The following is a 24,240-nucleotide window of genomic DNA, read 5'->3' as shown; positions in this document are numbered from 1 at the left end:
CAGGACCATTATCTATCATGAGCCGTAGAATAGCCTATGGTCGAAGTTCCAGATGCACTCAGTACATTGTTCAGTGCGCGAGTAGAGACTGACGGGGACAAATATATCGTCGAGATTCCGAAAAGCGAAGTGTCCCACGGAGCGATTTCGCCGGGCGAGACCTACCGCGTTGGCCTGCTATCGCAGGTCGATGCCGGCTCGTCGACGACAGCCCAGCCGCAAACGCCTACACAGGATGCCGAACCGGAACGAGCCGACACCGGCGTCCCGCAACCGCCGGTCGACGAGGGCGAAATCCGAAACGTGACCATCGAATCTCTCGGCGACCAAGGCGACGGCATCGCCAAGGTCGAACGCGGATACGTCGTCATCGTCCCCGACGGCGAACCGGGCGACTCGCCGACCGTCGAGATCGAGACCGTACAGGAAAACGTCGCGTTTGCGAGCGTCGTCGACAACGACGGCCACACTGTATAGCGGTATCGTCGCGTCTTCAGCGGCCCAGTGACCGCCGGGCTGGAAGCCTACTGGGCCGGAACAGACGGCCACAGCAGGGTCGCTCAGCCGGCAGACCCCTACTTGAATGGGATCTGTCGGACGTTGTAGAGGTCGAAGAACGACTAGTAATCACAGCATCACAAACGTTTATATGATTTAAATCCGGTATTTAAAACACTATATGGTCGACCCAAAAGAGAGCATTGACATCGAAAATGTCGTTGCTTCGACCGGTATCGGACAAGAACTCGACCTTGAGAGCGTCGCGATGGACCTCGAGGGTGCCGACTACGACCCAGAGCAGTTCCCGGGCCTCGTCTATCGGACACAGGACCCCAAATCTGCCGCGCTCATCTTCCGGTCGGGCAAGATCGTCTGCACGGGTGCGAAGTCGACGGACGACGTCCACCAGAGTCTGCGTATCGTCTTCGACAAGCTCCGTGATCTGAATATTCAGGTCGACGACGACCCCGAAATCGTCGTCCAGAACATCGTCAGCTCCGCGGACCTCGGGAGTTCGCTCAACCTCAACGCCATCGCCATCGGCCTCGGGCTCGAGAACATCGAGTACGAGCCCGAGCAGTTCCCAGGCCTCGTCTACCGACTTGACGAACCCGACGTGGTCGCGCTGCTATTCGGTTCGGGGAAGCTCGTTGTCACCGGCGGGAAGCGAAAGGAGGATGCGGAGGAAGCCGTCGACACCATCGTCGAGCGGCTGAGCGACCTCGGCCTGCTGGACTAACGGCTCGGTGCCAGTGACTGGGCGGCGACCAGTCACAGCCCGTTTTTCGGTTCACTGCGGTCCCGACGCGACTCACACTGAGCGACTGCGACGGACGGGAACCCCGCGGTTCAAATACCGGGACGACTAACCCCGTCTCGATGGGAGACCCCGCCTCGACGGGCACGGAGTCCTGGCGTACGTATTTCGGCTTCGACGAGCCGTACGAGAATCAGGCCGACGCCGTCGAACGAGCCATCGAGGCGGGCAAGGCACGCGGCTTTCTCGCGATGGAGGGCCCATGTGGGACGGGCAAGACGATGGCCGCGCTCACCGCCGGCGCGACCCTGGTCCGCGATACGGACCTGTACGAGCGAATGGTCGTCGTCACGCCGGTCAAACAGCAACTCCAGCAGTTCGTCGACGACCTGCGAGCGCTGAACGCCGGTATCGAGGAGCCGTTCGCCGGCATCTCGCTGGTCGGGAAGCGCGACCTCTGTCCGTACGGCCGTGAGGGGCAGTTCCCGGACGACGTGGGGACACACGACCGCTGTGAGGACCTCAGGGAGGCGACAGCGCGGTTAGTCGAGGACGACGGACACTCGGACGGCGCGGCCGTCGCGGACGCCGCAATCGCCGGTGAGGCCGACGACGACCAGTGGTGGGACCCGCGGAAAGGGCAGGACCTCGCCGCGGCCGCACGCCCCGACGCGGCCGATCAATCGACCCTTGGTGACGACACGCTTCGGACGGCCGGTGCGGCCTCGCCGTACCGGCAGGCCCAGCCGACGGCCCCAGAATCAATGGCGGAGGGATCAGACCCGCCGCTGTACTGTCCATTCGAGGCGGACTGGTACGCTCGCAACAAGGGTTCACCCGTCGACTTCTCGGCTGGGGAAGAGCACGTGGTGACGATGGACGACTACCTTCCGGCGGCGACGGAACGCGGGACCTGTCCCCACCGGGTGATGAGTGTGATGCTGAACGAGGCCGACGTTATCGTCGGGAACTACAACCACCTGTTCGATCCGGGCTCCCGCCCGCTGCTTGCGGACGTACTCGACAACCAGACGCTCGTCATCGTCGACGAGGCCCACCGACTCGAGGAGCGCGTCCGGGACCTCTTGTCGGATCGCCTCGGCCGCCAGAGCATCGTGCAGGCGCGCAACGACTGCACGACGCTCATCCAGCGCGCCCAGCAGAGCGCCGACCACAAGGCGCAGGTCCGCGAGGTGCTGTCGGCCCGTGAGGTCCCACTGGATGCGGTTGACCAGGCCCGGAAGTTCTACGACGAGCTCATTCGGTGGCTCGACAACCGCATCGAGTCCTTCCTTGACGCCGAACACGAGGGCTGGCGCGCGGACCCGTCGGTGCTACCGGAACACGATAGGGAGATTCCGCTCCGGGACCCCGACACGGTCGAGCAGGACGAACTGACCGAGTGGGCCGAGCGGAAGGGCTACGACGGGTCGCTGTGGCGCTCGCTGTCGAAGGTCGGGGCCGCTGTCGAGGACGCAATCGACCAGCTCGGGCTGACCCGCCAGCCGGTGTGTGCCGCTGTCGGCGTGCTGGCTGGGCAGTGGTGGGAGCGCGACCACGCGACGTTCCTCCGGGAGATTGAACTGGAGCACTCGCCGAACCACGGACAGAGCCTCGATTCCGATTACCAGGCTGTCTACACGCCGGGGCTGCTGTGTTACAACTGTATGCCCGCGACGGCCCTGCGGAACGTCTTCGACGACCTCGGGGGCGGTATCCTGATGAGCGCGACGCTGGAGCCGTTGGACGTGTTCACCCGCGTGTCGGGACTGGACTCGATGGCCGAGACGGGCTCGACGGCCCCCGATGAGCAATCCGGCGACGGACGACCGGTCCGATCAACGACCTACGACCTACCGTTCCCGCCCGAGAATCGAGCGTCGTACCTCGTCGACGCGACGCCGTTTACTGCGCGCAACCGGGGCGACCCCGAAATGATGCGCCCGCTCGGCGACAACTGGAACCCCACCCGCGACGAGTACGCACAGGCGCTACGCGCACTGGCCCGCTCACCGGGCAACGTCATGGTGGCGATGCCGAACTACCGGGAGGCGCGCTGGGCCGGCGCGTATCTGCAGGAGGCCGTCGAGAAGCCGGTCCTCGTAGACGAGTCATCGAGCAACGAGGAGACTGAACGGCTGAAACGCGAGTTCTTCAGCGGCGACGGGAAAGTCATGGTCACGTCGACGCGCGGGACGCTCACAGAGGGCGTCGACTACGACGGCGAGAAGCTCTCGACCTGTGCCGTCGTGGGCATTCCGCTGGTGAACATCGGGTCGCCGCGCGTCAGGGGCGTCCAGCGAGCATACGGCGACGCCTTCGGCGAGGACAACGCCTTCGAGTATGCCCTGACAGTTCCGGCTGTGCGGCGCGCGCGCCAGGCCATCGGCCGCGTCATCCGCGGCGTTGACGAGGTCGGCGTGCGGGCGCTAGTCGGCCGCCGGTACACACCAGATGCGCGGCATTCGGTGTACCCGTACCTGCCCGCCGGCGAGCGCGAGGAATTCACCCGGATGACGCCCGATTTCCTCGCGAGCCAACTGGATTCATTCTGGGCCGACCACCAGTAGCGCCGCCCGGTGATTAACCGGAAGATTTCGTTGACAGCGGAAGGCATTTACATCGTGGAACGAGTGTACCTATAGATGCCCGAGTGTCAGAACTGCGGTGAATTCGTAACCGAGCAGTACGTACGGGTTTTTACACCAGAAGCCGTCGAAGGTCATGGCCCCCGGGTCTGTCCGAACTGCGAGGACAAACTCCGGGACGGCGCGGACGTCCGTGAAGCGCGGTCTTCGAGACAGTAGGACACCTCTTTTTCGGGAAGTACTCAAGGCCGGACGAGCGTAGCTTCTGGCATGAGCGAACTCGACGTCGAGGCAGTCGACGACATCGATGCACCCGCGGGAATCGACGCGGCGGAGTACGTCCTCTACGGCGGGAAAGGCGGCGTCGGCAAGACGACGTGTGCTGCGGCCACGGCGCTTGCCTCCGCGCGTGACGACACGGCGACACTCGTTGTCTCCACGGACCCTGCCCACTCGCTGTCGGACACACTGGAGGCGGACATCCCAGCAACGCCGACGCGCATCCGCGAGGATATCCCGCTGTACGCCGCAGAGATCGATCCGGAGGCCGCCGTCGGCGAGGGGCCCCTCGGTGTCGAGGAGGACGCACTGGGCGGTGTGGGCGAACTCCTCGGCGGCGATGGGATGTTCGGCGGTGGCGCGGGCGGCGCAGCAGGTGCAGGCCAGACCGAGGACCCCATCGGCGGCGAGGAGGGCCTCCTTGGCGGGTCGATGCCCGGAGCTGACGAGGCCGCGGCGCTCCGGCTCCTGCTGGATTACGTCGACGACGACCGCTTCGACCGCGTCGTCATCGACACCGCGCCAACCGGCCACACCCTCCGTCTGCTGGAACTCCCCGAAACGATGGATTCGATGGTCGGGAAGATTCTCCAGCTCCGCGAGCGGTTTTCGGGGATGATGGACAACCTCACGGGAATGTTCGGCGATGATCAGGATGTCGACGCCGAGGCTGGTATCGAGGACTTACAGGAGCTGTCGGACCGGATCGAGCACCTGCGGTCGATTCTGCAGGACCCACGGAAGACGGACTTTCGCATCGTGATGGTGCCTGAGGAACTGTCCGTTGTCGAATCCGAGCGATTGCTCGCACAACTCGGCGAGTTCAACATCCCCGTTAGCACCGTCGTCGTCAATCGAGTGATGCAGGACCCGAGCGAGGTGCTCGGCGAAGACGTGGACATCGCTGGCCCGAACCACGCCGACTGTGAATTCTGCGCGCGACGCTGGCAGGTCCAACAGGACGCGCTGGCCCGGTCACAGGATATGTTCCGTGGCCACGACGTACGCCGTGTACCGCTGTTCGCCGAGGAAGTGCGCGGCGAGCGGTTGCTGTCAGTTGTAGCGGCCTGTCTGGACTGAACTGGGCGAGGGCGGCGGTTAGCTCGTCAGCTTCCGGATGACGCCGAACGCTGCATCGCGCCACCGCGCCGGCAGGTAGTCGAGCATGAGAAGTAGCTGTGCGCCCTGTCCGACAGGATACCGCGGTTCGGGATCGCTGGCGTTGGCAGCGTCACGGATGGTCAGCGCAACCGTCCCGGGCGTGACAGAGAGCGCGTCCTGAATACCGACGAGATTCGAGTCTTCGTGGGCCTGATACAGCCAGTCGTACGCACCGGACGTATCCAGGTCGTCGAGTTCTTCGTCGGCGCGGTCGTCGAAGTTAGTCTCCACGGGTCCGGGTTCGACAAGTACCACGTCGATGCCGAACTCTTCGACCTCCATCCGGAGCGCGTCGCTGAGCCCCTCAAGGGCGAATTTCGAGGCGGCGTAGCTACCCTGATTCGGGAACGCAATACGGCCCGCGACGCTGGAGACGTTGACGATAGTCCCGTTCTCCCGGGCACGCATGTGCGGGAGTGCCTCGCGGATGAGTCGGTGCGGGCCGTAGAGGTTCACGTCGAACTGCTCGTGTAGTGCCGCCGTCGACACGTCCTCGACCGCACCAAACTGTGCGTAGCCGGCGTTGTTCACGAGACAATCGAGCCGCCCTTCGGACTCGATGAGCGCCTCGACGACACGCTCGCATTCGCGCGGGTTCGTCACGTCGAGTTCGGCGGTTTCACAGCCGTCTTCGCCGAGCTCTTCGATGTCCGATTCCTCGCGGGCAGTCGCCCAGACAGTCCAGTCGTCGGCCAGGAACGCCTCGGCACTCGCCCGTCCGATACCCGAGGACGCACCCGTAATCAGCACCGTCTTCGCCATGTGTTGGCCGGGAGAACACACCCCGGGAAGTTATACTGTCGGTTATTCGGACGGATTATTGACGGCCGTCTTCGCCTCGTCGGCGTAGCTGTCGGCCAGCCGGGTCGGCTCGGGGAGCTTGTAGCCGTCAGCGGTGGCTTCGACGATATCCGCCGCGGAGCTTGCGCTGACGCGATGGCCGGGGCTGACGATAAGCGGATTGATATACCGATTCGGCGAGTCGTACTGGCGCGTCTGGACCGCGTGACCGATGAGAGTCCTGTCGGGGCAGGTCTCGACGCTGTCGTCGGCTGCAATCGGAATCCGCGTTCCCTCCGGGTACGTCTCGTCGAGCGACTGTTCCGGCGTGCCACAGAGGAGGCTCTTGGCAACGCCGACGGCTGGTACGTCGAGCGTGACGCCAATGTGCGTCGCCAGCCCGGCTTCTCGGAAGTGGATGCGGCCGCTGCCGTCGACGAGTACCACGTCGGGGTCGGTCTCCAACTCCGCAAACGCGGCCAGGATTGCGCCGCCTTCGCGGAACGACAGCAGACCGGGAATGTATGGAATCTCGGTGCGTTCGACGGCGCTGACTCGCTCGATGACCTCGCCGTTCCGCAGCACGACGATAGCCGAGACGGCCTTGTCATCGACGAACGCCTGGTCGACGCCGGCGACGAGCGGCGCGTCCGTCGTATCGTCGCCAGCACCCAGCGTGGTCTGGTCGCTGTCCGGCGCGTCTCCGGCGGGCGCGATTGTCTCGGGCAAAACGTCCATCTCGTCCTCGAACCGCGCAACCTCGGCGATGTCGCGTTGCAACTCCTCCATCTCAGCCTGCGAGAGCGACGGGTCAGGGACGAACTCGGGGCGAGCTGGATTCATCGTCACGGACGACGCCGGCCGGGACCGCCCGGTCCACCAGGGCCGCCTGGGCCGCCGCCACCGCCGAACTGTATCTGGCCGGGCATCCGGGTCTGCCCCTTGATTCTCTGGCCGTACCAGAGCCCGATGACGAGGCCGATGAGGTGGGCGAGGTGGGCGATATTGCCGCCGAGCAGCCCTGCGCCTCCAATGCTAAACGTCCCAGCGATGCTCAGAAGGAAGTAGAAGCCAGTGATAGCCCAGATTGGTACCGGGATCAGGAAGTACAGGTAGACGCGCAGATCCGGCTTCAACACGGTCAAGAATGCCATGATAGCCAGTGCAGCCCCGCTGGCCCCGAGGACGCCGTAAGCGGGGCCGCTCAGGAACATCTGGAGGCCGACCTGACCGAGGCCCGCCAGTGCGCCGGAGACGAGGAAGAAGATCGCGAACTTCTTCGATCCGATCTGCTGCTCGACGATCCGGCCGAAGAAGTAGATGATAATCCCGTTCCCGAAGATGTGATAGAACCCGCTGGGGTCATGTGAGAACACCGACGTGACCCATGTCCAGACGTATTCGGGGTGGCTCGGGCGGAGGACAAACAGCGTGTTGAACGCCTCTGGTCCGAGGGAAAGGCGGACAATGTTTTCGAGGATAAAGAAGATACCCATAATGGCCAGGAACAGGTACGTGACGTTCCCCCGGAAGTACGCCAGCGGCCCGCCCGGCCCGGTGTTGATACCGAGCCGGTCGGTGACGCCGCCTCCGGAGGTCTGGCCACTGTTTACACTCTCGTCGAACCCGCTGTCGAACACGCCGCCCGGATCGCCCCAGTTGTCAAGTCCGGGGCAATCGTGGGCCTCGGGCAGTCTGTGTTCCGCACAGTAGGTCCCGCCACAGTGCCCACACTGGTACGGCATGTTCTCCTGCTTTCCACAGGCATCGCACTCCGACATTGTACCATGATACGAGTGGACGGTGGAAAGGGATTGTGCTTACAGTGGGCCAGCCACTGGCAGACCGCTACGATACTTCGATGTCTGCGCTAGTAGAATCAAAAGGCGGCACACAGCAGCTAAACGGCGACTCACTCGCCAACGTCGGGGTTGCTTTCGGCATCTCGAAGCACACCGATCCACGCCGGGTCGCCGTCGTACTCGATCGACCCGCCGGACACCTCGATAGTCCGCGTTTCGCCGTCAGCCTGTCGGCCCTCAAACTCCGAATGGAACGTTTCGAGCTCGTCTGAGTCCGCTCCTCGAAGTGATTCGGGAAATCTGTCGCCGTCGCCCTCCGCCGCGAGAAGGGTCGGGGATTCGTCGATGAGATCACTCTGGTCATAGCCGAAAATGTCCGCCAGCTTCTGGTTCACGTAGACGAACGATCCGTCCTGAATGATACAGACGCCCGCGAGCTCCTGTTCGACGAGCCGTTGATACCACGAGAGGGCGTTCCAGAACCGTTGCTCGGTGCGATGTTGCTCAACGGCGTTCTCGATGCGATTGGCGAGAACGTGGTACGTATCTGATCGACCCCCCTTTTGCATATAGTCCGTGACGCCCGACGCGATCGCCTCGCTCGCGATTTCCTCACTGCCCTTGCCAGTGAACAGAATGAACGGGATGTCCTGGTACTGCTCGCGGACGAGTTCCAGAAACTCCAGTCCGTCAGTGTTTGGCATATCGTAGTCGCTGACGATACAGTCGACCTGCTCGGTCCGGAGGAAATCAAGCGCGGCGACGGCACTGGTCTTCGTCACGACGTCGAAGTCGTCGTTGATGCGTTCGAGATACACCTCAACCAGTTCACCAACCTGTGGATCGTCGTCGACGTGCAACACAGTACACTGCTGGGACTGCTCGACTTTCGCCAGCGGAATCGGGACCTCTGTCCGCATCTCGTCGCGTCGGTCCACTGATTCAGTCCGGAGAAGCGGTGTATGTCTCGTTGCCGCCCGTCGGCTTCCACTGATGGCCGCGCTGGATAGCTCCACTGTCTTGTCGCCGAGCCGCCACTGTTCCTCAGAAGTCATTTTTCCTCCCGGTGCTGCAAAAAGAGCCGCCAGCAATCATCGATTCCACCAAGTTAGTCGCGATTGTTGCATGCATCGACCCCCCCTGCGTCCGACCCCTGAAGCGAGCCAGCAGGACGTATATATCCTGAATAATTGTCTTCTGATTTCCATTTAGACATCAATACTAAACCCTGATTATCAATTACGCACCTGCATACTAAACGGTACTGATGGGGGGTATCGGTAATTTCTCCGCGTCTGCACGCACAATCCCTGTGTGATTTTTCCCTCTAAACTCGTGATCTTGGCCTTGTGAATGTTAGTTTCCGGATTTGACTGTTAATTCTATCCTTAATACAATATATAATATGTAGGTACTTTTCAAATAAATTTAATTATCTACCCACCATCATCGAAGTTGTATCATGTCAGATACCACCATGCGCGAATACCTCGCAGAGCACCCGAAAATGGCCGGCGCACTGTTCACCCTCCTGATGCTACTGTCACAGGCAGGGAGTGCAGCAGCCGCTAACAGTTCAAGTTATGTCGGGCCGTAGAGGACACGCTAAGTAGAGTCTGTCAATAGTTTCGCTTTCCTTCAGTAACGATCCGCTTGGTCCCGCTTGTACCTGGCAGTTTACATTATCAATCAAGGGATAATGATGTACTCCAATGGAGCCCGTTTTCTGTTCGCACTGGGACTTCCTCCATATTGAGGAACCTCAATAATTCCGACTCAGAAACACTAAATTCACTAATATTTCCAGAGATGAGGTAGTGCTTATCAATATTTTCGATATGTGGTATTATCAAGCTCCCTAGCCCTCTGTTATCTGTAGTGTATGTTATCATCTTCAAAGTATAACCATTATCTTCCGGCTCCACTTTGAGCATATTTGGTGTTCCGCTCTCGGCTTGGGCTACAGTAACACTACCGTCACCCACAACAATGTACTGCCCACCAAGTACGCTCTCACCGCGTGCGATAGTAAGCGCCGCTCGAAGGGGAAAGCCGCAGTTCAGCAGTCGGGCGACTGCCTCACCGATACGAATCGCGCCGTCGTTCAGGACTTCGTTGAGCGTGACGATGCCGGCGATTGCACCCTTCTCGACGAGTGCCAAACCCTGATTGTACGAGTTGCAGGCGTTCAGCAGGAACGTGTCGATGCCGACCGAATCGACCGTCGTCACGTCGAGCTTGCCATCGGAGCAGACGAAGCCGTCGTGTTCGGTGTGGCCGATGTAGTGGAAGAACTCTGCGTCGGTCGTGAGGACCGTTCTGAGTTCCGCCGTCGTCAAGTCGTCGTGGACCGTGACATCGAACGGCAGATCGTCCCGGGTACCGTACACGTCATCGACGACCTGCCGTTCCTCGTCCATCCGGGCGTCGTTCTGGACGACGCGAATCGTGATGTCCTCGGCGTTCGTATCGCGGTCAAGTCGGTGTTCGAACGCTGCTTTGGTCAGTTTGCTCGCACCGATGGGGATGCTGTCTCCGATCCAGGCCTGTTCGAGTGAGTCCTCGGCCTGTGGCTCGACGTAGTCCGTCTCGGCTGTGGCAGTGCCAGTTTCGGAACTCGCGGCGCGGGTGATGACATCGTCGCGGGTGAATTCAGCCTCGGCTTCTGCCGGCACGCTTGCCTGATTCAGCCGCTGTTGCTGATGCGTTCGGACGATAGCCAGATCGTCGACGACGTACGGGAGCTGTTCCGCGTTCGCCGGCACCGGGTCGATATGTGTCGTCAGCCGCCACTTCGGAATATGGTCCTCGATAACGTCGTACGGGACCTGCAGATAGGTGGCGACCTGCTCCGCCACCGGCCGCTGATACAGTGATTCGAAGTCGAGATCGACGTAGGGCTCGATGGCCGCGCGCTCGTGCAAGTCGATCTGGTGGAACCCCTCAGTGCGTGTGACACAATCGAGGAAGAACAGCCGTTTGAGCGTCCGTCCGACCTCGGATTCGAAGCCTCGTGCGGTGTCGAGTGAGTACGTGAATCCCTTGTCAGTTACGAGTCGTGGCTCAGATGCGGGAGCAAGTGAGGCACCGAGGTAGTACGAAAGCGGCGCGGCGACGAAGATAGACGCGAGATCGGGCGGGAGTTCGAGCGTGACACCGGTATCCGGACTGTCGATATCCGCTGGGATGCCCAGCGTATCACCGATTTCAAGCGCCGGCGGGTGGCCGCGAAGTGTCGGATAGGAGCGCTCCGGGTCGTGGGCCTTGAGCGCCGACCCGAAGGTCTCGACCGCTGCCATCACGTCCGCCGGTTGCTCGGTCGTCGTGACCGTGGCCGCCGGGCGGTCGTGCTGGGAGCGAGCGCCGATGAGCAGGTCCGTCGGACTGTCGAACTCGATACGGGTCCGGTCCGAGTCGACGGTGACCTCGACTTCGGTGTCCTCGACCCGCATGTACGTCTTGATCTGCGTCAGCGGGTCCAGTACGTAATCATCCGCCGGCAGCGTCTCAGACTCGAACTGCGCAACCTCGGCGGCTATCGCTCCGTCGTCGTCACGGACGTACACCATGACCACTGTCGGTAGTTCGATAGCGCGCGTCTGTATCCGGACAGCGTCCCCGACGGGATACTGAAACACGTCGGTCTCCGCCTCTCTGAGGGCGATTGGGGTCAGCGTGTGTATCCGGTAGCGCTGGCGCTCGATCTGGTCAATGACCGCGAGCCCAGGACGGTCGTCAAGCGGTTCGAACGTTAGAGTCATATAATAAACGAGGGGGGCAGTATTACTCTCGTACGATGAGAACGACAGAGACAATGAAAAAGATATCGCCGACTTCGTTTATCTCAGTCGGGACCGCTCACTGAGTCTCCCTGAAACACGGAGGCTGAACGGGCACACGTGGGTAGAGCAAAAACAGGCACCGCCGCGCAAGCCTTAGTGGCCGATGGGCGAAGCGGGTAAGGGCACCCCGGTCTAACATCCGGTAGTGAAAGAGTTCGAGCGCAAACAGTTGCTGGAGCGCATCGAACGCGACAGCGCGACCGTCGGTGCTGACATTCCCGATGAGATCACCATTCAGGGCGAGGAGATCGAACTCCAGTCGTTCGTCTTCGAGATCAAGCGTCGGGAGACGATTCCGCGAGGCGAGCGCGAGCGCGTCGAACAAGCTAAGAAGAACCTGCGGCGCGAGCGCCTCCAGCGCAAGCAGCGGATCGAGGACAACGAAGTGAATTACGAGCGCGGTGAGGAGCTTGCCACGGCTATCATCGGTATCGACCGTGCGCTCAACGCCCTCGAACAGCTCGGTGCGGCGGACATCGAGAAGGAAGCACAGGCACAGGAGGCGGCCGACAGGAAGCGCTGGATGAAATTCCTCCAGAAAGCCCTCGGACACGAGGACGCGGACTCCGGCACGGGTCGTGCCGGACGGAGCTACTAACATGAGTCGGAACGACGAAATCGCGACATTGCTCGAAGAGTTCGCCGACCTGCTAGACGCGAAAGGCGTCGAGTACAAGCCCCGAGCCTACCGCCGGGCAGCCGAGAACATCAGGGACTTTCCCGGTGCCATGGAGGGGCTGGCGGCCGAGGGCGAAGCCAGCGTCGGTGAGATAGACGGCGTCGGCGACGCCATCTCCTCGAAGGTGGTCGAGTACTTCGAGACCGGCGAAATCGAGGAGCTGACCGAACTCCGTGCGGAACTCCCTGTCGAGATGGCCGCCCTCACAGCAGTCGAGGGAATCGGGCCGAAATCAGTCGGCTCACTGTACGAGGCGCTGGGTATCACCACCCTCGACGAACTGGAAGCCGCCGCCGAGGCCGGCGAGATACAGGAGGTGTCGGGCTTCGGTGCAAAGACGGAGCAGAACATCCTCGACAACATCGACTTCGCCCGCGAGGCTCACGAGCGGTCGCTCCTCGGCGAGGGCCGGCCGCACGGCGACAGGGTCAGGAGCTACATGGCCGCCGGCGACGCTGTGGCCGAGTGCGCACTCGGTGGGTCGATTCGTCGCTGGCGACCGACCATCGGCGACGTGGACGTACTCGTCGGAAGCCCCAACCCCGAGGCAGTCGTCGAGCGGTTCGTCGACTGGGACGGACTCGACCGTGTCATCGAGTCCGGAGACACGAAAGCCAGCGCATACGCTGACGACGTTCGGGTCGACCTGCGGGTCGTCGACCCCTCGGAGTTTGGTGCGGCGCTCCAGTATTTCACCGGTAGCAAGGACCACAACGTGGCGGTCCGCAACCGCGCTATCGAGCAGGACTTGAAAGTCAACGAGTACGGCGTCTTTGATGTCGAGGGCGTCGAAGACGACGACCAGCGGGCTGGCGAACTGGTGGCCAGCGAAACCGAGGAAGCAGTGTACGACGCGCTGGGAATGGACTGGGTTCCACCGGAACTCCGGGAGAACCGCGGCGAGGTCGCAGCCGCCGCCGACGGGTCGCTCCCGGACCTCCTCGCCGAGGGCGAGGTCCGTGGCGACATCCACACGCACACGAACTGGTCGGACGGCAGCAACAGTATCACGGAGATGGTTGAGGGTGCCGCCGACTTCGGCCACGACTACCTCGCCGTCACGGACCACGCGACGGGGCCGGGGATGGTCGGCGGCGTCGGTGTCCCGGACGAGAAGCTCCGCGAGCAGATCAGCGAAGTCGAATCGGTTGCCGCGGACGCCGACATCGACGTGTTCACCGGCGTTGAAGCGAACATCGCGGCGGACGGCAGCATCTCAGTCGTCGACGACCTGCTGTCGGAACTGGATGTGGTCGTCGCCTCGCCCCACGCCGCGCTCGACGGGGACGGCACGGATCGCCTCGTCGCGGCCGCACAACACCCCGACGTGAACGTCATCGGGCATCCGACAGGCCGGTATCTCAACCGTCGTGAGGGGCTGGACGTGGATGTGGGGCGCCTCGCAGAAGCCGCCGCTGACAACGACACGGCGCTGGAAATAAACGCCAACCCCGCCCGCCTAGATCTTGGCGGTGGCGCGGTCAAACAGGCCATCGAGGCTGGGGCAACAATCGCGATCAACACGGACGCACATAGCCCAGCCAACCTCGACCTCCTGCGCTACGGCGTCCACACGGCGCAGCGGGGCTGGGCCGAAACGGGCGACGTGCTGAACACCCGCGACGCCGAGGGCCTTCGCGAGTTCTTCGATGCCTGACGACACCCCCAGCGACCGGCTCGTGCTCGATGCGATGCTCGGCAAGCTCGCCACCTATCTGCGGATGTGTGGGTACGACACGGCCTACGCGCTCGATCGAGATGCCGAGGCTGACGACGACCTTCTCGCGATAGCGGAACGTGAGGACCGGCTGGTGATAACTCGGGACAGCGACCTCGCTGCCCGCGCATCCGAGAGCGTGCTCCTTACCGAGCGGGAGGTTGACAATCAGCTGCGGGAACTCGCTGACGCCGGCTTCCAACTCTCGCTCGCTTCGGAGCCGGGCTACTGTGGCGTCTGCAACGGCCCGGTCGAGGAGGTCGACCCGGTAGAACCGACGCCGGAGTACGCACCGAGTGCCAGTGACGAGCGGGTCTGGCGCTGTACGGACTGCGGGCAACACTTCTGGAAAGGGAGCCACTGGGCGTCGGTCAAGTCAACGCTGGAAGACCTATAGAATACAGACAGTTGGCGGGCGTCGCTACAGTTCTTCAGCGACAGCGATGGCCTCGTCGGTCGTCCCCTCAACGACCACACCAGTCGTGACATCGTCCTCGGTCCAGTAGACCACAGCCCTGTCGTCGCGCTCGATTGCGGTCGCGTTCTGCCCGTTCACCTGCACCGCCGTCCCGTTCTCCGAATCGTCCAGATAGCTCGATGCGCCGGTTGCGGTCAGAACCGTCACGTTCTCCCCATCAGCGTCGTACTGCTGAGCGACGGCTGTACTGTCGGGCCGGCTGATGTACCGGGCTTCCTCGAAAGTCCCGTCCTCGTACGCTGGTAGGTCCATATCTGTCGCGGACTGGGCTGCGTCGTATGAGTCGTACGTCTCGACGGTCGTGACGGCGACCCGGTCAGCCGGCGGGGCGAACTGGCTGTCGTCGATACTGACGTTGAAGTTCGTCTCCTCGACGGTGAGTTCCGTCCGGTTCGTCCCGTCGTCAGTGGTCATCTTGTGGACGCGGTAGTCCTCGGTATCGACCCACAGCGTCGTGTTCGGCGCGTCGATGCTCTCGTTGGTTGGTTCGAGGTCGAGAACGTACGTCGATTCGCTGTTGACCTCCTCAGTCCCCCGGAGCGTCGCAGTGACGTTCTCCTCGGGAACCGGGTCGGTGGTGTCGTTCATCGCCACGGACTCCTCGGTCAGTTCGCGAGCATATGACTGGTTCTCGCCGACCGCCCAGACGACGGTCCCGTTCGTCCCCATCTCGTAGGACCGGTTCTCACTCGTGACGGCGGCCCACGTTTTGTTCGGTTCAGCGGCGGCGTACTCCACTGTCGCAGCCTTCGATTCCGAGTCGTTCGTAACGGTCACTGTCGCAGTCCCGGTAATTGTTTCGGCCGCGTCGTAACGCTGTTCGGTTTGCTCAAGCACGTCGTCGCCGGACGGCTGCCCCATCTCGCTGAGGCCGGACATGCCGGCGACCGCCCCAGCGGCCAGTAGTCCAATGGTGACGAACACCGCAACGATAGCCAGTTTCCGTCCGGTATCGGCTGTCATTGTCCGGGCTTAGGACTGGAATGGTAAGTGGGTTGCTCCTGTCACAGCGCGGACTACTATGACAGAGGGCGAACCCCTCATTGCCGTCCAGTCCGTACGCGTGGCCGTGAGCGAGTCAGCGAACACGACTGTCCGCGTCGACGGCGTCAGCAAGCAGTACGACCTCGGCGGGACGGTGACAGCGCTGGACGACGTGAGTCTGGACCTGTCGGCGGGGTCGTACACGGCGGTGATGGGACCGAGCGGCTCCGGGAAGAGCACCCTGTTGAACCTCATCGGCGGGCTGGACACGCCGTCGTCGGGGCAGGTGGTGGTCAACGGACAGGATGTTTCGGCCGCCAGCGAGGCCGAACGGGCTGACATCCGCGGCACCGAGGTCGGCTTCGTCTTCCAGACGTTCAATCTCATGCCGCGACTTTCCGCGGTGGAGAACGTCGCCCTGCCGCTCGTCTTCGACGACTGGGACCGCGCCCGTCGCCGCGAGCGGGCGAGGTCGCTCCTCTCTGAGGTTGGACTTGGGGACCGCACCGACCACGTCCCCTCTGAACTCAGCGGCGGCCAGCGCCAGCGGGTCGCCATCGCCCGTGCGCTGTCGACCGACCCGGCGTTGATTCTTGCCGACGAGCCCACCGGCAACGTCGACACGGAGACCGGCGCACAGATACTCGACCTGTTCGACGACCTCCACGCGGCGGGCAACACGTTCCTGCTGGTGACCCACGAACGCCACGTCGCCGAGCGGGCGGAGCGAATCGTCCACGTCGAAGACGGCCACATCCAGTCCGTCGAGGATGTCTCCGGGGGCGAGCACTGATGGACACCGGCGAGAGCGTTCGTATCACGCTCCGGTCTATCAGAGCGCACAAGCTTCGGTCGGCGCTGACTGTCGTCGGCGTCGTTATCGGTATCGCGTCGGTCATCACTTTCGCCACGTTTGGGGCCAGTGTCGAGGCCGAAATCGTCGGGGACATCGAGACGTCGAACGCGGGCAACATCTACGTGTTCGGGACCCCTTCGGGCGATGACGACTTCGACCGGACGCTCCAGCCGGTGTTTACCGAGCACGACATTCAGGAATTAGAGGGGATTGCTGGGGTGCAGGCGGTGCTCCCGCGTGGAATCGTCCAAACGCAGTCGGTACAGCACGGGAACCAGACACTCGCCAGACAGCAGGTCACAGCGACGCGGCCGGCCAGTTTCACGCCAGGTGTCCTCGTCGAGGGTCGCTCCTTCGAGACTGACGAGGAAGCCGTCGTCGTCAACGAGCGTATGGCCGGGTCGTTCTCCGAGAACCTCACGGCCGGCGAGCGGCTCACGATGACGATGCCGGACGGGAGCGAGCGGAACGTCACCGTCGTCGGCGTCGTCAACGGGACACGCGGGGAAGTCCCGGTCAGTGAGTTCGCCCGCCAGCCGCGGGTGTACGTCCCCATCGACCCCTTCTATGAGTCCGTCGTCGAGAGCCCATCGGCGGGCGTGCGACAGCGGGCATACCCGCAGGTGACACTTGTCGTCGACCCTCGGGAGATTCCGGAGACGCAGTCGGCGATTCAGACGTACCTCACCGGTGCGTCTGACGCGCGGTCGCTGTCGGCCGACGACACGGAACTGGTCGCCCGGTCCGGAAACGACTTCGTCGAGGAGATTAGCGATGTCATCGAGCGAATCACTCGCTTCGTCACCGGCATCGCCGTTATCGCGCTCGTCGTCGGTGCTATCGGTATCGCCAACGTGATGCTCGTCAGCGTCACCGAGCGGACCCGCGAAATCGGCATCATGAAAGCCGTCGGGGCGCGCAACCGCGACGTCATGCAGGTGTTCCTCGTCGAAGCCGCACTCCTCGGCACGATCGGCTCGCTGCTCGGCGTGCCACTCGGACTGCTCGTCGGCTACGGAGCGACCCGGTACGCCGAAGTGACGTTCTCGCTCGCGCCGCTGTGGATGGCGCTGGCGGTCGGTGTCGGTGTGCTGGTCGGCGTCGTCGCCGGCCTCTACCCGGCGTGGCGGGCGGCACGGGTCGACCCAATCGACGCGCTCAGACACGAGTGAACCTTACCCGGATGCAGAACACCGAAATACGTGGTCGTCGTACCGACGGGCCATGACTCTCTCGGAGGAAGCCCGCGAACGGCTCGCCGATATCGTCGAACTCCAGCCGACGAAAAACGGCGAGTTACAGGAGCGCTGGGACATGGACAGCGGGAGCGAGGTCCACCAGTACCTCGAATCTGAACTCAAGGAGCATTACTACCGCAACGACAACAGTCTCATCTGTGCGACGCCGGAAGCGACGACGCTCATCGACGGAGAGGACTCCGAGCGGATTCAGACGGTGACGGTCACCCCGCTCCAGCAGGCTATCGTCGACGTGATCGCCGGGCCGGACGAGGAGAGCCAGAGCGTCGTCGCCGTGTTACACGCACTCCGTGAGGTCGGCGAGGACCGCGACACCGACGACGTTCGCTCCGCGCTTCGCAGCCTCGCAGACAAGGGTATCGTGGAGACAGTCGAAAAGACTGTCCCGACGTTTAAACTAGCCGTGCCGCGGGACGAACTGGATATCGAACTGTCCGAAGAATAAGTTCGGGTCAAGGAATCGGTCCGTTACTCAGACAGTCCCGGCCGTTGTCGTCGTCGACGCCGCGTTAACAGCCGTTTTATCGCCTTGCCCGGTCCGCCGTCGAGCGGCCAGTCCATCGACCGCCACGTCGGTGGTTCCGGCTCGTAGGACGGACACTGTCCTCGACACTCCGCCGCTGTCGGCAGACAGTCTTTCGCCGCACAGTGAGGGTACACGCCAGTCTCGTCGGCGCTGAGCTGGAAGTGCCTGCAGTCAGGACGCATCGTATCCGCGTACGCTCGCCACCCACGAGCGTACGCCCGTTCGGCGATGGCGAGACGCCGCTCGTGCTTCCAGTCGGTGTCCACGTACTCGAACCGCGCCGCGCTGGTGTCGTCGTCCGGTCGGTCGAGAATGCGCGTTCCGGGCTCGTCGACCGACAGCGACCGCGGTTGCCAGACCGTCTCAGCCGTGCCGGATTCTGGGTCGACCGTCAACACACCGGCGGCTGCTGGCAGGTCCGCCAGCAGAATCGGTTCCACGCGCTCGTCAGTCGTCGCCGTCGCAACCCACACCTCGTCGGCCAGCGAGAGCGCGATGTCCCGCTCCAGTTGTGGGACGAGATTCCTAGCGGCGCTGGCCGTCAGATCGGGCTTGTTCTCGATGGCGATGATCCGCCGGAGCCAGTCTGGATAGGGGCGCACCCGACGGATTTCGATGCGGTTGCTGCGCTTTCGGGTCTCGATAGCGTCCCGGTCGGCCGCCTCGTGAATCGACTCCCGGACATACCGCCACGGATAGCCCGGATCAGGCAGCGCGTCGCGGTAGTAGGTCCAGTCGGCCGGCGCGTGCCGGAGGACATGCAAGAGGTCCGAGTGAAACGATTCTGTCCCGAACTTCGCCCGTTCCTGGAGTCCGACGGGATCACACTCCAGTACAATCGTATCCCAGCGGCGGTGTTTCGTCCCGAACTGTCTGGCGACCAGCACCGCTGCGTCGTCAGATGGCGACCACGCTCGCTCGGCCCACTGGCAGACGGCCAGCTCGAAGGCGAACTCGGAACTGGTCATAGCACTGATTTGGCTTCGGTCCAAATAAACCCGCTTTCTCTGGGTAACTCAGTCACTTCGGCTCATCCTTCGTCATTTGGTTCCGGTCCGGAAACAAGATTACTGAATTTGATATTGAGAGCTAAAGCGAATTGGCTGTGAAAGTGCGTTTCTTGTTAAATAAGTATACAAAGAATTTATTCCATATGGGTCGAGATGAGTGAGTGCATGTCAGTACTCAGTAGTTCGATTGGTAGTGTCGGAACAGCGTTACTCCAGTCTGGCGGTGGTGGTACTGCCGCTGGAATTTTTGGAGGCCTTTTCTTCATAGTCCTCGCTCTGCTCGCGTTCGGTGCCTTCATCGCATATATTGCAGGAATGTGGAAAGTCTTCGAGAAAGCCGGACAACCGGGCTGGGGATCATTCATTCCGATATTAAATATCCTCTACATGTTGGATATCGCCGACAGGGAAACCTGGTGGATAATTCTATTTTTCATCCCAGTAATCAACGGACTGGTGTTCATCGTAATCAATATTGATATTGCGAAGAACTTCGGAAAAGGACCCGGATACGGACTCGCGATGTGGCTCCTCCCATTCGTGTTTTGGCCACTGCTCGGGTTCGGTGACGAGTCATACGTTGGCGACACCTCTCCCGGCGTATAACTCACAACAGAACTCACTTCGTCCCGTATTGGCCCTGAGACACAGTCCTGCTGCTCATAATTTCACTGAGCAGCCGCTATCGACCGCGACTGGCTCTACTTCTCGTCTTCTCGTTCGTCGAGGAACTCGTCTGCCTGTTCGAGTATCTCGCGGGGACCGTCCTGCGTGACTGTGTTGATGGCCTGTTCGTAGTCGCGCCACTGCAGGTCGCGGTGTTCTGTGGACAGTTCGGCTGACGCTTCGAACGATTTCGCGACGAACAGGTGGACCGTCTTGTGGATGGTGTTGCCGTTCGCCTCGAACACGTAGTCGTAGTCTTCGCGGAACCCGTCTAAAAGCCGGAAATCGCCGATCCCGGCCTCCTCTTTCACTTCGCGTATGGCGGTCTGCTGGAGCTCTTCCTCGCCCTCGACGCCGCCCTTGGGGAACTCCCAATCGCCGGGTCGGCTCTTGAGCAGGAGGTACTCCCGCCGGCCACGCGTATCGCGAAAGAGGATGGCTCCCGCGCTCGTGGCCTCTATCATTATCGGATTTTATGACACCGCTACTTAAGAGAATATCGGAGACACAACGGAAACAGATGGCCTTTTGTCACTCGCGATTGAGTGTTCGTCTACAGATGCCCTTTGTCACGACGCTTACCTTCACCAGTGGGGACCGACATCGCCTTGAGGACATTGTCACAGAGATCAAAGAGAGCGCCGAGCAGAAGGGGGTCGAACTCAAGGGTCCGCATCCGAAGCAACCACAGGAACTGCGGATTCCACAGTCGAAAACGCTGGGACCGGACGGTGGCCGCTTCGATTCCTGGACCCACACCGTCTACACCCGGACGATAGAGATCGTCGGGTACGAGGAGTTCGCCCGGGACGTTACCCAGCGAACGTTCCCGAACGCCATCCACGTGGAGGCCGGCGTCGAACAGCGGACGCAGGTCGGCAGCGGTTCGTAGAGCCGTCGTCCATTCCTGTGGGTTCTTATAAGTAACTGTAACCCGTTTCGCCGGCATGAACGAGGCCCGACAGGAGCGGCTCAGGTCCGTCCGGCGCGACCTACACAGCTATCCCGAACCCGCATGGCGGGAGTTCTACACCACCAGTCGCATCGTCGACGAACTCGAGCGTATCGGCGTCGATCAGTTGTACACCGGCCGGGATGTCGTGGATGGCAACGCGCGGATGGCTGTCCCCGACGACGATGAACTCGAAGACTGGCAGCGGAAGGCCCGCGAAGCCGGAGCCCGTGGGGACGTACTAGAGGGCGCTGCCGGGGGATTCACCGGTGCTCTCGCTGTGCTCGAACAGGGCAAGGGACCGACTGTCGCGCTCAGAGTCGATATCGATGCGCTGCCGATAACGGAGGCAGACAGCGTGGCGCACGCCCCGTCGACGGAGGGGTTCCGTTCGACGAACGAGGGGTACATGCACGCCTGCGGACACGACGCCCACGCGACGATTGGTCTTGGCGTGCTTGAGGCAGTCAAAAAGAGCGATTTCAGGGGCACGTTCAAAGTCGTCTTCCAGCCGGCCGAAGAGGTCATTGGCGGTGGGAAGGCTGTCGGCGAAAGCGGTCATCTGGACGACGTGGACCACTTGCTGGCGATACATATCGGTCTCGACCATCCGACCGGGGAGATCGTCGCTGGCGTCGGCGGCTTCCTCGCAGTCCGGCAGTTCGAGGCGACATTCTCCGGTGAGACAGCGCACGCCGGCGGGCATCCGGCACAGGGACGGGACGCTGTCCAGGCCCTCGCAACCGCCGTCCAGAACCTTCATGCGATTCGCCGGCACGGCGACGGCGCGACGCGTGTCAACGCTGGAGTTGTCGAGGGTGGGACAGCGACGAATATCGTCCCCGGGGAAGCGACACTGGAAGGGGAAGTCCGGGGTGAAACGACCCCGCTCAAGGAATGCATGAGCGAGCGGGCGGACACCGTCATGTCGTCGGCCGCAGAGATGCACGACTGTGAAGTCGCTATCGAGACGACCGCGGAAGCGCCGAGTGCGGTAAGCGACGACGCGCTCGCGGATGTGGTGTACGACGCGGCAGACTCGGTTTCCGGCGTTACCAGCCGCCTTCGAACCGACGACCTCGGCGGCAGCGAGGACGCGACGTACCTGATGGACCGCGTCCAAGATCACGGCGGAACGGCGACATTTGTCGGTATCGGGACCGATCACCCCGGCGGCCACCACACACCGACGTTCGATGTCGATGAAGATTCGCTGACTATCGGCGTCGATGTCGTCAGCGAAGCGATCCGTCAACTGAGCAAGTGACGACGCTACGGCGCTTCCCAACTGGCGAGCTGAATTGATTTGCCGCTATCCGGCGACTTCCAGTTTAGCGTGACCGTGGCGTCAGAAAGGTCCGACGTCTTGGAAAACGTCACCTGCGACCCGGCTGTGATTTCCGAACTGGCCGCCGGTGCGCCACTGAGACTCGGGAAATCGTGCTGTCCGTTAGCGCCTGAAGCCCCGCTAACAGTGATGTACAGATTTCCGGCCCGAATCGAGTCGCCGCTTCGGTGTTCGATTGTTAGGGTGTCGGGACCCTCAGAGTCGTAATCGAACGAAAACGCTGCCTGTGGCGCGCTCTGGCCGAGGTTCCCGGAACCGAAATCGAGGAAGAACGTCGCTGCTGTCGCCGCCAGCAGCACCGTTATTGCAACCATTAGTATAACTCCCACAACTGGCGAGACTGCACTATCGTCGGATTTGAATCTGTGTGCTAGCATGATTGACCCCCACTTGGGCGACGGTCGACACGCTGTCTCCGTCTCGGTGACCCCCCGGTCGACCGACCCCAGAGTGACTTCATTTTGATATTATGTTGTCGAATAATAAAACTTGTCGTTCAAAATTATAGTTTATGTGTTACTCAACTACTATCCAGACCAAATTCAAAACGCTACATCTGCCCTTAGCGAACTCATGCCAGAAGATCAAAACCAACCGAAAAACGCATCGAGCCGCCGGATCAGTACTTGGGCTCTGCGCCAGTGACTTCGTAGATATCGTCCATAATCGAGTCACGCTCGCGTTGCCAAGACTCGAAGCCGGAACGGTCGCTGGGGTAGGATTCGTAATGGTCCAGCAGCCGGTCGGCGGCCTTCTTCGTCTGGTAAAGGTCCCGGATCGTCCCGAGGTGGCCGATGCTCTTGACGGCCATCTTGAGTTTGAGTCCGAGCCCGATGCTGGTCGAGCCGCCGTACAGCGCTTCGGCGAGCTTCTCGCCGGGCAGTGCGGCCAGCAACGCCATCAGATCGTCGACATCGTAGGCAGTGGTGAAGATATTGTACACGTCAAGCGCAGCGTACCGGGCCCCGAAGTGGTCCATCACGCGCTCGTTGTACTCCCAGAGCGCGGCTTCGTCGTCCGTTCGGCCGGACTCGATAGCCTCGATAGCCTGCTCAGCGGCGTAGGTTCCAGCATAGGCTGCACCGGCGATCCCACCGCCGGTCGTCGGATTGACGTGTCCAGCAGCGTCGCCGACGGCCATGAACCCGGGCGCGACGGCCGAGTCGTACGGCCGACGCGTCGGCAGCGCAGCGCCGAGTTTGTCCTGTACCTCCGCGCCCTCGAACTCGCTTCGGCCCTGAAGATCGCGCTTGAGGTCGTCGACTAGTTCCATCGGCTCCTCGTTCATCTGGAAGCCGAGACCGGCGTTGATTTCCGTGTCCGTGCGCGGGAAGTACCAGAGGTAGCCAGCAGAGCGCTCGGTCGGCTTGAACACGAGCGCGTCATCCCATTCGACCGGCTCATCTACCTCGATAATCTCCCGGTATGCCGAGCAGAACTGCGAGTACTGGACGTTCGTATCGAAGGTCGCGTCTTCGAGGTCGGTTTTGTCCTGCAGGATCGACAGCGCGCCGGCCCCGTCGATGACCATGTCACCCTCGTACGTGACAGGGTCGCCCTTCCGCATGGCTTTCACCCCGGTCACACGGCCACTGTCGTCCTGTCGCACGTCCTGAACGACCGTATCGTAGTGGAACTCCACGCCGCTATCGGATGCACCCTCGATGAGACAGCGACCGTACTCCCAGCGATCGATGACAGCGAGTTCGCCCGGAACGGGGATTTCGAGGACAGTGTCCTCCTGCGGTATCTCGAAGCGGCCGTGGTCGACATCCGTGTTGGTAAAGGCCGGTTCGAGCTGGGACTTCGGAATCGCGTCGGGGAAGTCGCTGGCTCCCTTCAGTGCGTCCCCACAGGCGATGTGGCCGGCTTCCGTCTCGTCCTTTCGCTCTACGACGACGACGTCGTAGCCTGCATCCGCGATAGTCGCGGCGGCGTAACAGCCGGATGTTCCGGCCCCGACGACGACAACGTCCACGGAAACGGTCCGTGCCGTCGCCGACTCTCCGCCGGCGTTGCCGTCCTGGTATGTGGTCATGCACTCTCGTCCTGCCC

General features: G+C 62.2%; 25 protein-coding genes. 15 read left to right on the top strand and 10 right to left on the bottom strand.

Annotation, left to right across the window (positions count from 1 at the left end):
* Positions 1-36 precede the first annotated feature (36 nt).
* The 5 genes from IEY38_RS07975 to IEY38_RS07955 all read left to right on the top strand — a co-directional run bounded on the left by IEY38_RS07975 (position 37) and on the right by IEY38_RS07955 (position 5,205).
* Positions 37-477 carry a TRAM domain-containing protein gene (locus tag IEY38_RS07975; protein ID WP_188976835.1) on the top strand — a complete coding sequence of 147 codons (441 nt, stop codon included), beginning with the start codon at positions 37-39 and terminating at the stop codon, positions 475-477.
* Positions 478-679: 202 nt separating this feature from the next.
* Positions 680-1,240 (top strand): TATA-box-binding protein, encoded by a 561-nt coding sequence (locus IEY38_RS07970; protein ID WP_004516850.1) that lies wholly within the window; start codon positions 680-682, stop codon positions 1,238-1,240.
* A 140-nt stretch (positions 1,241-1,380) separates the two neighbouring features.
* Positions 1,381-3,828, top strand: a complete 2,448-nt coding sequence (locus IEY38_RS07965) for an ATP-dependent DNA helicase (protein WP_188976833.1) — start codon at positions 1,381-1,383, stop codon at positions 3,826-3,828.
* A gap of 75 nt (positions 3,829-3,903) precedes the next feature.
* The gene (locus tag IEY38_RS07960) at positions 3,904-4,065 is read left to right on the top strand and encodes a DUF7563 family protein (protein WP_004516852.1); all 162 of its coding nucleotides are present in this window, start codon (positions 3,904-3,906) and stop codon (positions 4,063-4,065) included.
* Between the two features lie 51 nt (positions 4,066-4,116).
* Entirely contained in the window at positions 4,117-5,205 is a 1,089-nt protein-coding gene (locus IEY38_RS07955; protein WP_170095965.1) for an ArsA family ATPase, read from the top strand.
* A gap of 18 nt (positions 5,206-5,223) precedes the next feature.
* Here the strand turns inward: IEY38_RS07955 and IEY38_RS07950 are convergent, their stop codons facing one another.
* From IEY38_RS07950 to IEY38_RS07935, 4 genes are all read right to left on the bottom strand, one after another.
* Positions 5,224-6,048, bottom strand: a complete 825-nt coding sequence (locus IEY38_RS07950) for an SDR family oxidoreductase (RefSeq protein WP_188976831.1) — start codon at positions 6,046-6,048, stop codon at positions 5,224-5,226.
* Positions 6,049-6,090: 42 nt separating this feature from the next.
* Positions 6,091-6,909, bottom strand: a complete 819-nt coding sequence (locus IEY38_RS07945; protein WP_188976829.1) for an endonuclease V — start codon at positions 6,907-6,909, stop codon at positions 6,091-6,093.
* A 2-nt stretch (positions 6,910-6,911) separates the two neighbouring features.
* Positions 6,912-7,847, bottom strand: a complete 936-nt coding sequence (locus tag IEY38_RS07940) for a rhomboid family intramembrane serine protease (RefSeq protein ID WP_188976828.1) — start codon at positions 7,845-7,847, stop codon at positions 6,912-6,914.
* A gap of 131 nt (positions 7,848-7,978) precedes the next feature.
* Positions 7,979-8,923 (bottom strand): response regulator, encoded by a 945-nt coding sequence (locus tag IEY38_RS07935; RefSeq protein ID WP_188976826.1) that lies wholly within the window; start codon positions 8,921-8,923, stop codon positions 7,979-7,981.
* 407 nt (positions 8,924-9,330) lie between these two features.
* On the opposite strand from IEY38_RS07935, the gene IEY38_RS21635 reads away from it, so the two are divergent.
* Positions 9,331-9,465 (top strand): DUF7503 family protein, encoded by a 135-nt coding sequence (locus tag IEY38_RS21635; protein WP_268238757.1) that lies wholly within the window; start codon positions 9,331-9,333, stop codon positions 9,463-9,465.
* An 88-nt stretch (positions 9,466-9,553) separates the two neighbouring features.
* Here the strand turns inward: IEY38_RS21635 and IEY38_RS07930 are convergent, their stop codons facing one another.
* A complete protein-coding gene (locus IEY38_RS07930) occupies positions 9,554-11,629 on the bottom strand; it encodes a caspase family protein (RefSeq protein WP_188976824.1) in 2,076 nt (691 codons plus the stop codon).
* Between the two features lie 226 nt (positions 11,630-11,855).
* Between IEY38_RS07930 and IEY38_RS07925 the strand changes: the two genes are divergently transcribed.
* Genes IEY38_RS07925 through IEY38_RS07915 form a run of 3 tightly spaced genes read left to right on the top strand, consistent with a single transcriptional unit; the run spans position 11,856 to position 14,503 of the window.
* On the top strand, positions 11,856-12,308 hold the full coding sequence (locus IEY38_RS07925) for a DUF5788 family protein (RefSeq protein ID WP_188976822.1): 453 nt from the start codon (positions 11,856-11,858) through the stop codon (positions 12,306-12,308).
* Position 12,309: 1 nt separating this feature from the next.
* Positions 12,310-14,046, top strand: a complete 1,737-nt coding sequence (gene polX, locus IEY38_RS07920; RefSeq protein ID WP_188976820.1) for a DNA polymerase/3'-5' exonuclease PolX — start codon at positions 12,310-12,312, stop codon at positions 14,044-14,046.
* Positions 14,039-14,503 carry a Mut7-C RNAse domain-containing protein gene (locus IEY38_RS07915; protein WP_188976818.1) on the top strand — a complete coding sequence of 155 codons (465 nt, stop codon included), beginning with the start codon at positions 14,039-14,041 and terminating at the stop codon, positions 14,501-14,503. Before polX ends, IEY38_RS07915 begins: the two co-directional genes overlap by 8 nt.
* 24 nt (positions 14,504-14,527) lie before the next feature.
* Here IEY38_RS07915 and IEY38_RS07910 read toward each other — a convergent pair whose 3' ends face one another.
* Positions 14,528-15,547, bottom strand: coding sequence for a LolA family protein (locus tag IEY38_RS07910; protein ID WP_188976816.1), 1,020 nt, complete (start codon positions 15,545-15,547; stop codon positions 14,528-14,530).
* A gap of 58 nt (positions 15,548-15,605) precedes the next feature.
* On the opposite strand from IEY38_RS07910, the gene IEY38_RS07905 reads away from it, so the two are divergent.
* Genes IEY38_RS07905 through IEY38_RS07895 form a run of 3 tightly spaced genes read left to right on the top strand, consistent with a single transcriptional unit; the run spans position 15,606 to position 18,128 of the window.
* Positions 15,606-16,361 (top strand): ABC transporter ATP-binding protein, encoded by a 756-nt coding sequence (locus IEY38_RS07905; RefSeq protein WP_188976814.1) that lies wholly within the window; start codon positions 15,606-15,608, stop codon positions 16,359-16,361.
* On the top strand, positions 16,361-17,596 hold the full coding sequence (locus IEY38_RS07900; RefSeq protein ID WP_188976812.1) for an ABC transporter permease: 1,236 nt from the start codon (positions 16,361-16,363) through the stop codon (positions 17,594-17,596). Before IEY38_RS07905 ends, IEY38_RS07900 begins: the two co-directional genes overlap by 1 nt.
* Before the next feature lie 52 nt (positions 17,597-17,648).
* Entirely contained in the window at positions 17,649-18,128 is a 480-nt protein-coding gene (locus IEY38_RS07895) for a DUF5797 family protein (RefSeq protein WP_188976810.1), read from the top strand.
* Between the two features lie 23 nt (positions 18,129-18,151).
* Here IEY38_RS07895 and IEY38_RS07890 read toward each other — a convergent pair whose 3' ends face one another.
* On the bottom strand, positions 18,152-19,177 hold the full coding sequence (locus tag IEY38_RS07890) for a DUF5787 family protein (RefSeq protein WP_188976808.1): 1,026 nt from the start codon (positions 19,175-19,177) through the stop codon (positions 18,152-18,154).
* Between the two features lie 207 nt (positions 19,178-19,384).
* Here IEY38_RS07890 and IEY38_RS07885 point away from each other — a divergent pair, with 207 nt between their 5' ends.
* Positions 19,385-19,825, top strand: coding sequence for a DUF5684 domain-containing protein (locus IEY38_RS07885; protein WP_229775246.1), 441 nt, complete (start codon positions 19,385-19,387; stop codon positions 19,823-19,825).
* Positions 19,826-19,920: 95 nt separating this feature from the next.
* On the opposite strand, the gene IEY38_RS07880 is transcribed toward IEY38_RS07885, so the two are convergent.
* On the bottom strand, positions 19,921-20,349 hold the full coding sequence (locus tag IEY38_RS07880) for a bis(5'-nucleosyl)-tetraphosphatase (protein WP_188851239.1): 429 nt from the start codon (positions 20,347-20,349) through the stop codon (positions 19,921-19,923).
* Positions 20,350-20,444: 95 nt separating this feature from the next.
* On the opposite strand from IEY38_RS07880, the gene IEY38_RS07875 reads away from it, so the two are divergent.
* Positions 20,445-20,777, top strand: a complete 333-nt coding sequence (locus tag IEY38_RS07875) for an uS10/mL48 family ribosomal protein (RefSeq protein WP_188976806.1) — start codon at positions 20,445-20,447, stop codon at positions 20,775-20,777.
* A gap of 55 nt (positions 20,778-20,832) precedes the next feature.
* Positions 20,833-22,104, top strand: a complete 1,272-nt coding sequence (locus tag IEY38_RS07870) for an amidohydrolase (protein ID WP_188976804.1) — start codon at positions 20,833-20,835, stop codon at positions 22,102-22,104.
* Between the two features lie 5 nt (positions 22,105-22,109).
* Here IEY38_RS07870 and IEY38_RS07865 read toward each other — a convergent pair whose 3' ends face one another.
* Both IEY38_RS07865 and IEY38_RS07860 read right to left on the bottom strand, forming a co-directional pair.
* Complete coding sequence (locus tag IEY38_RS07865) at positions 22,110-22,562, bottom strand: type IV pilin (RefSeq protein ID WP_188976802.1); 453 nt, start codon at positions 22,560-22,562, stop codon at positions 22,110-22,112.
* Between the two features lie 242 nt (positions 22,563-22,804).
* Positions 22,805-24,223 (bottom strand): geranylgeranyl reductase family protein, encoded by a 1,419-nt coding sequence (locus IEY38_RS07860; protein ID WP_188976800.1) that lies wholly within the window; start codon positions 24,221-24,223, stop codon positions 22,805-22,807.
* Between the last annotated feature and the right edge of the window lie 17 nt (positions 24,224-24,240).

Source organism: Haloarcula sebkhae (assembly GCF_014647415.1).
GTDB lineage: Archaea > Halobacteriota > Halobacteria > Halobacteriales > Haloarculaceae > Haloarcula > Haloarcula sebkhae.
The sequence above is the reverse complement of the archived record's forward strand: the minus strand, read 5'-3'. Positions and strand labels throughout refer to the sequence as shown.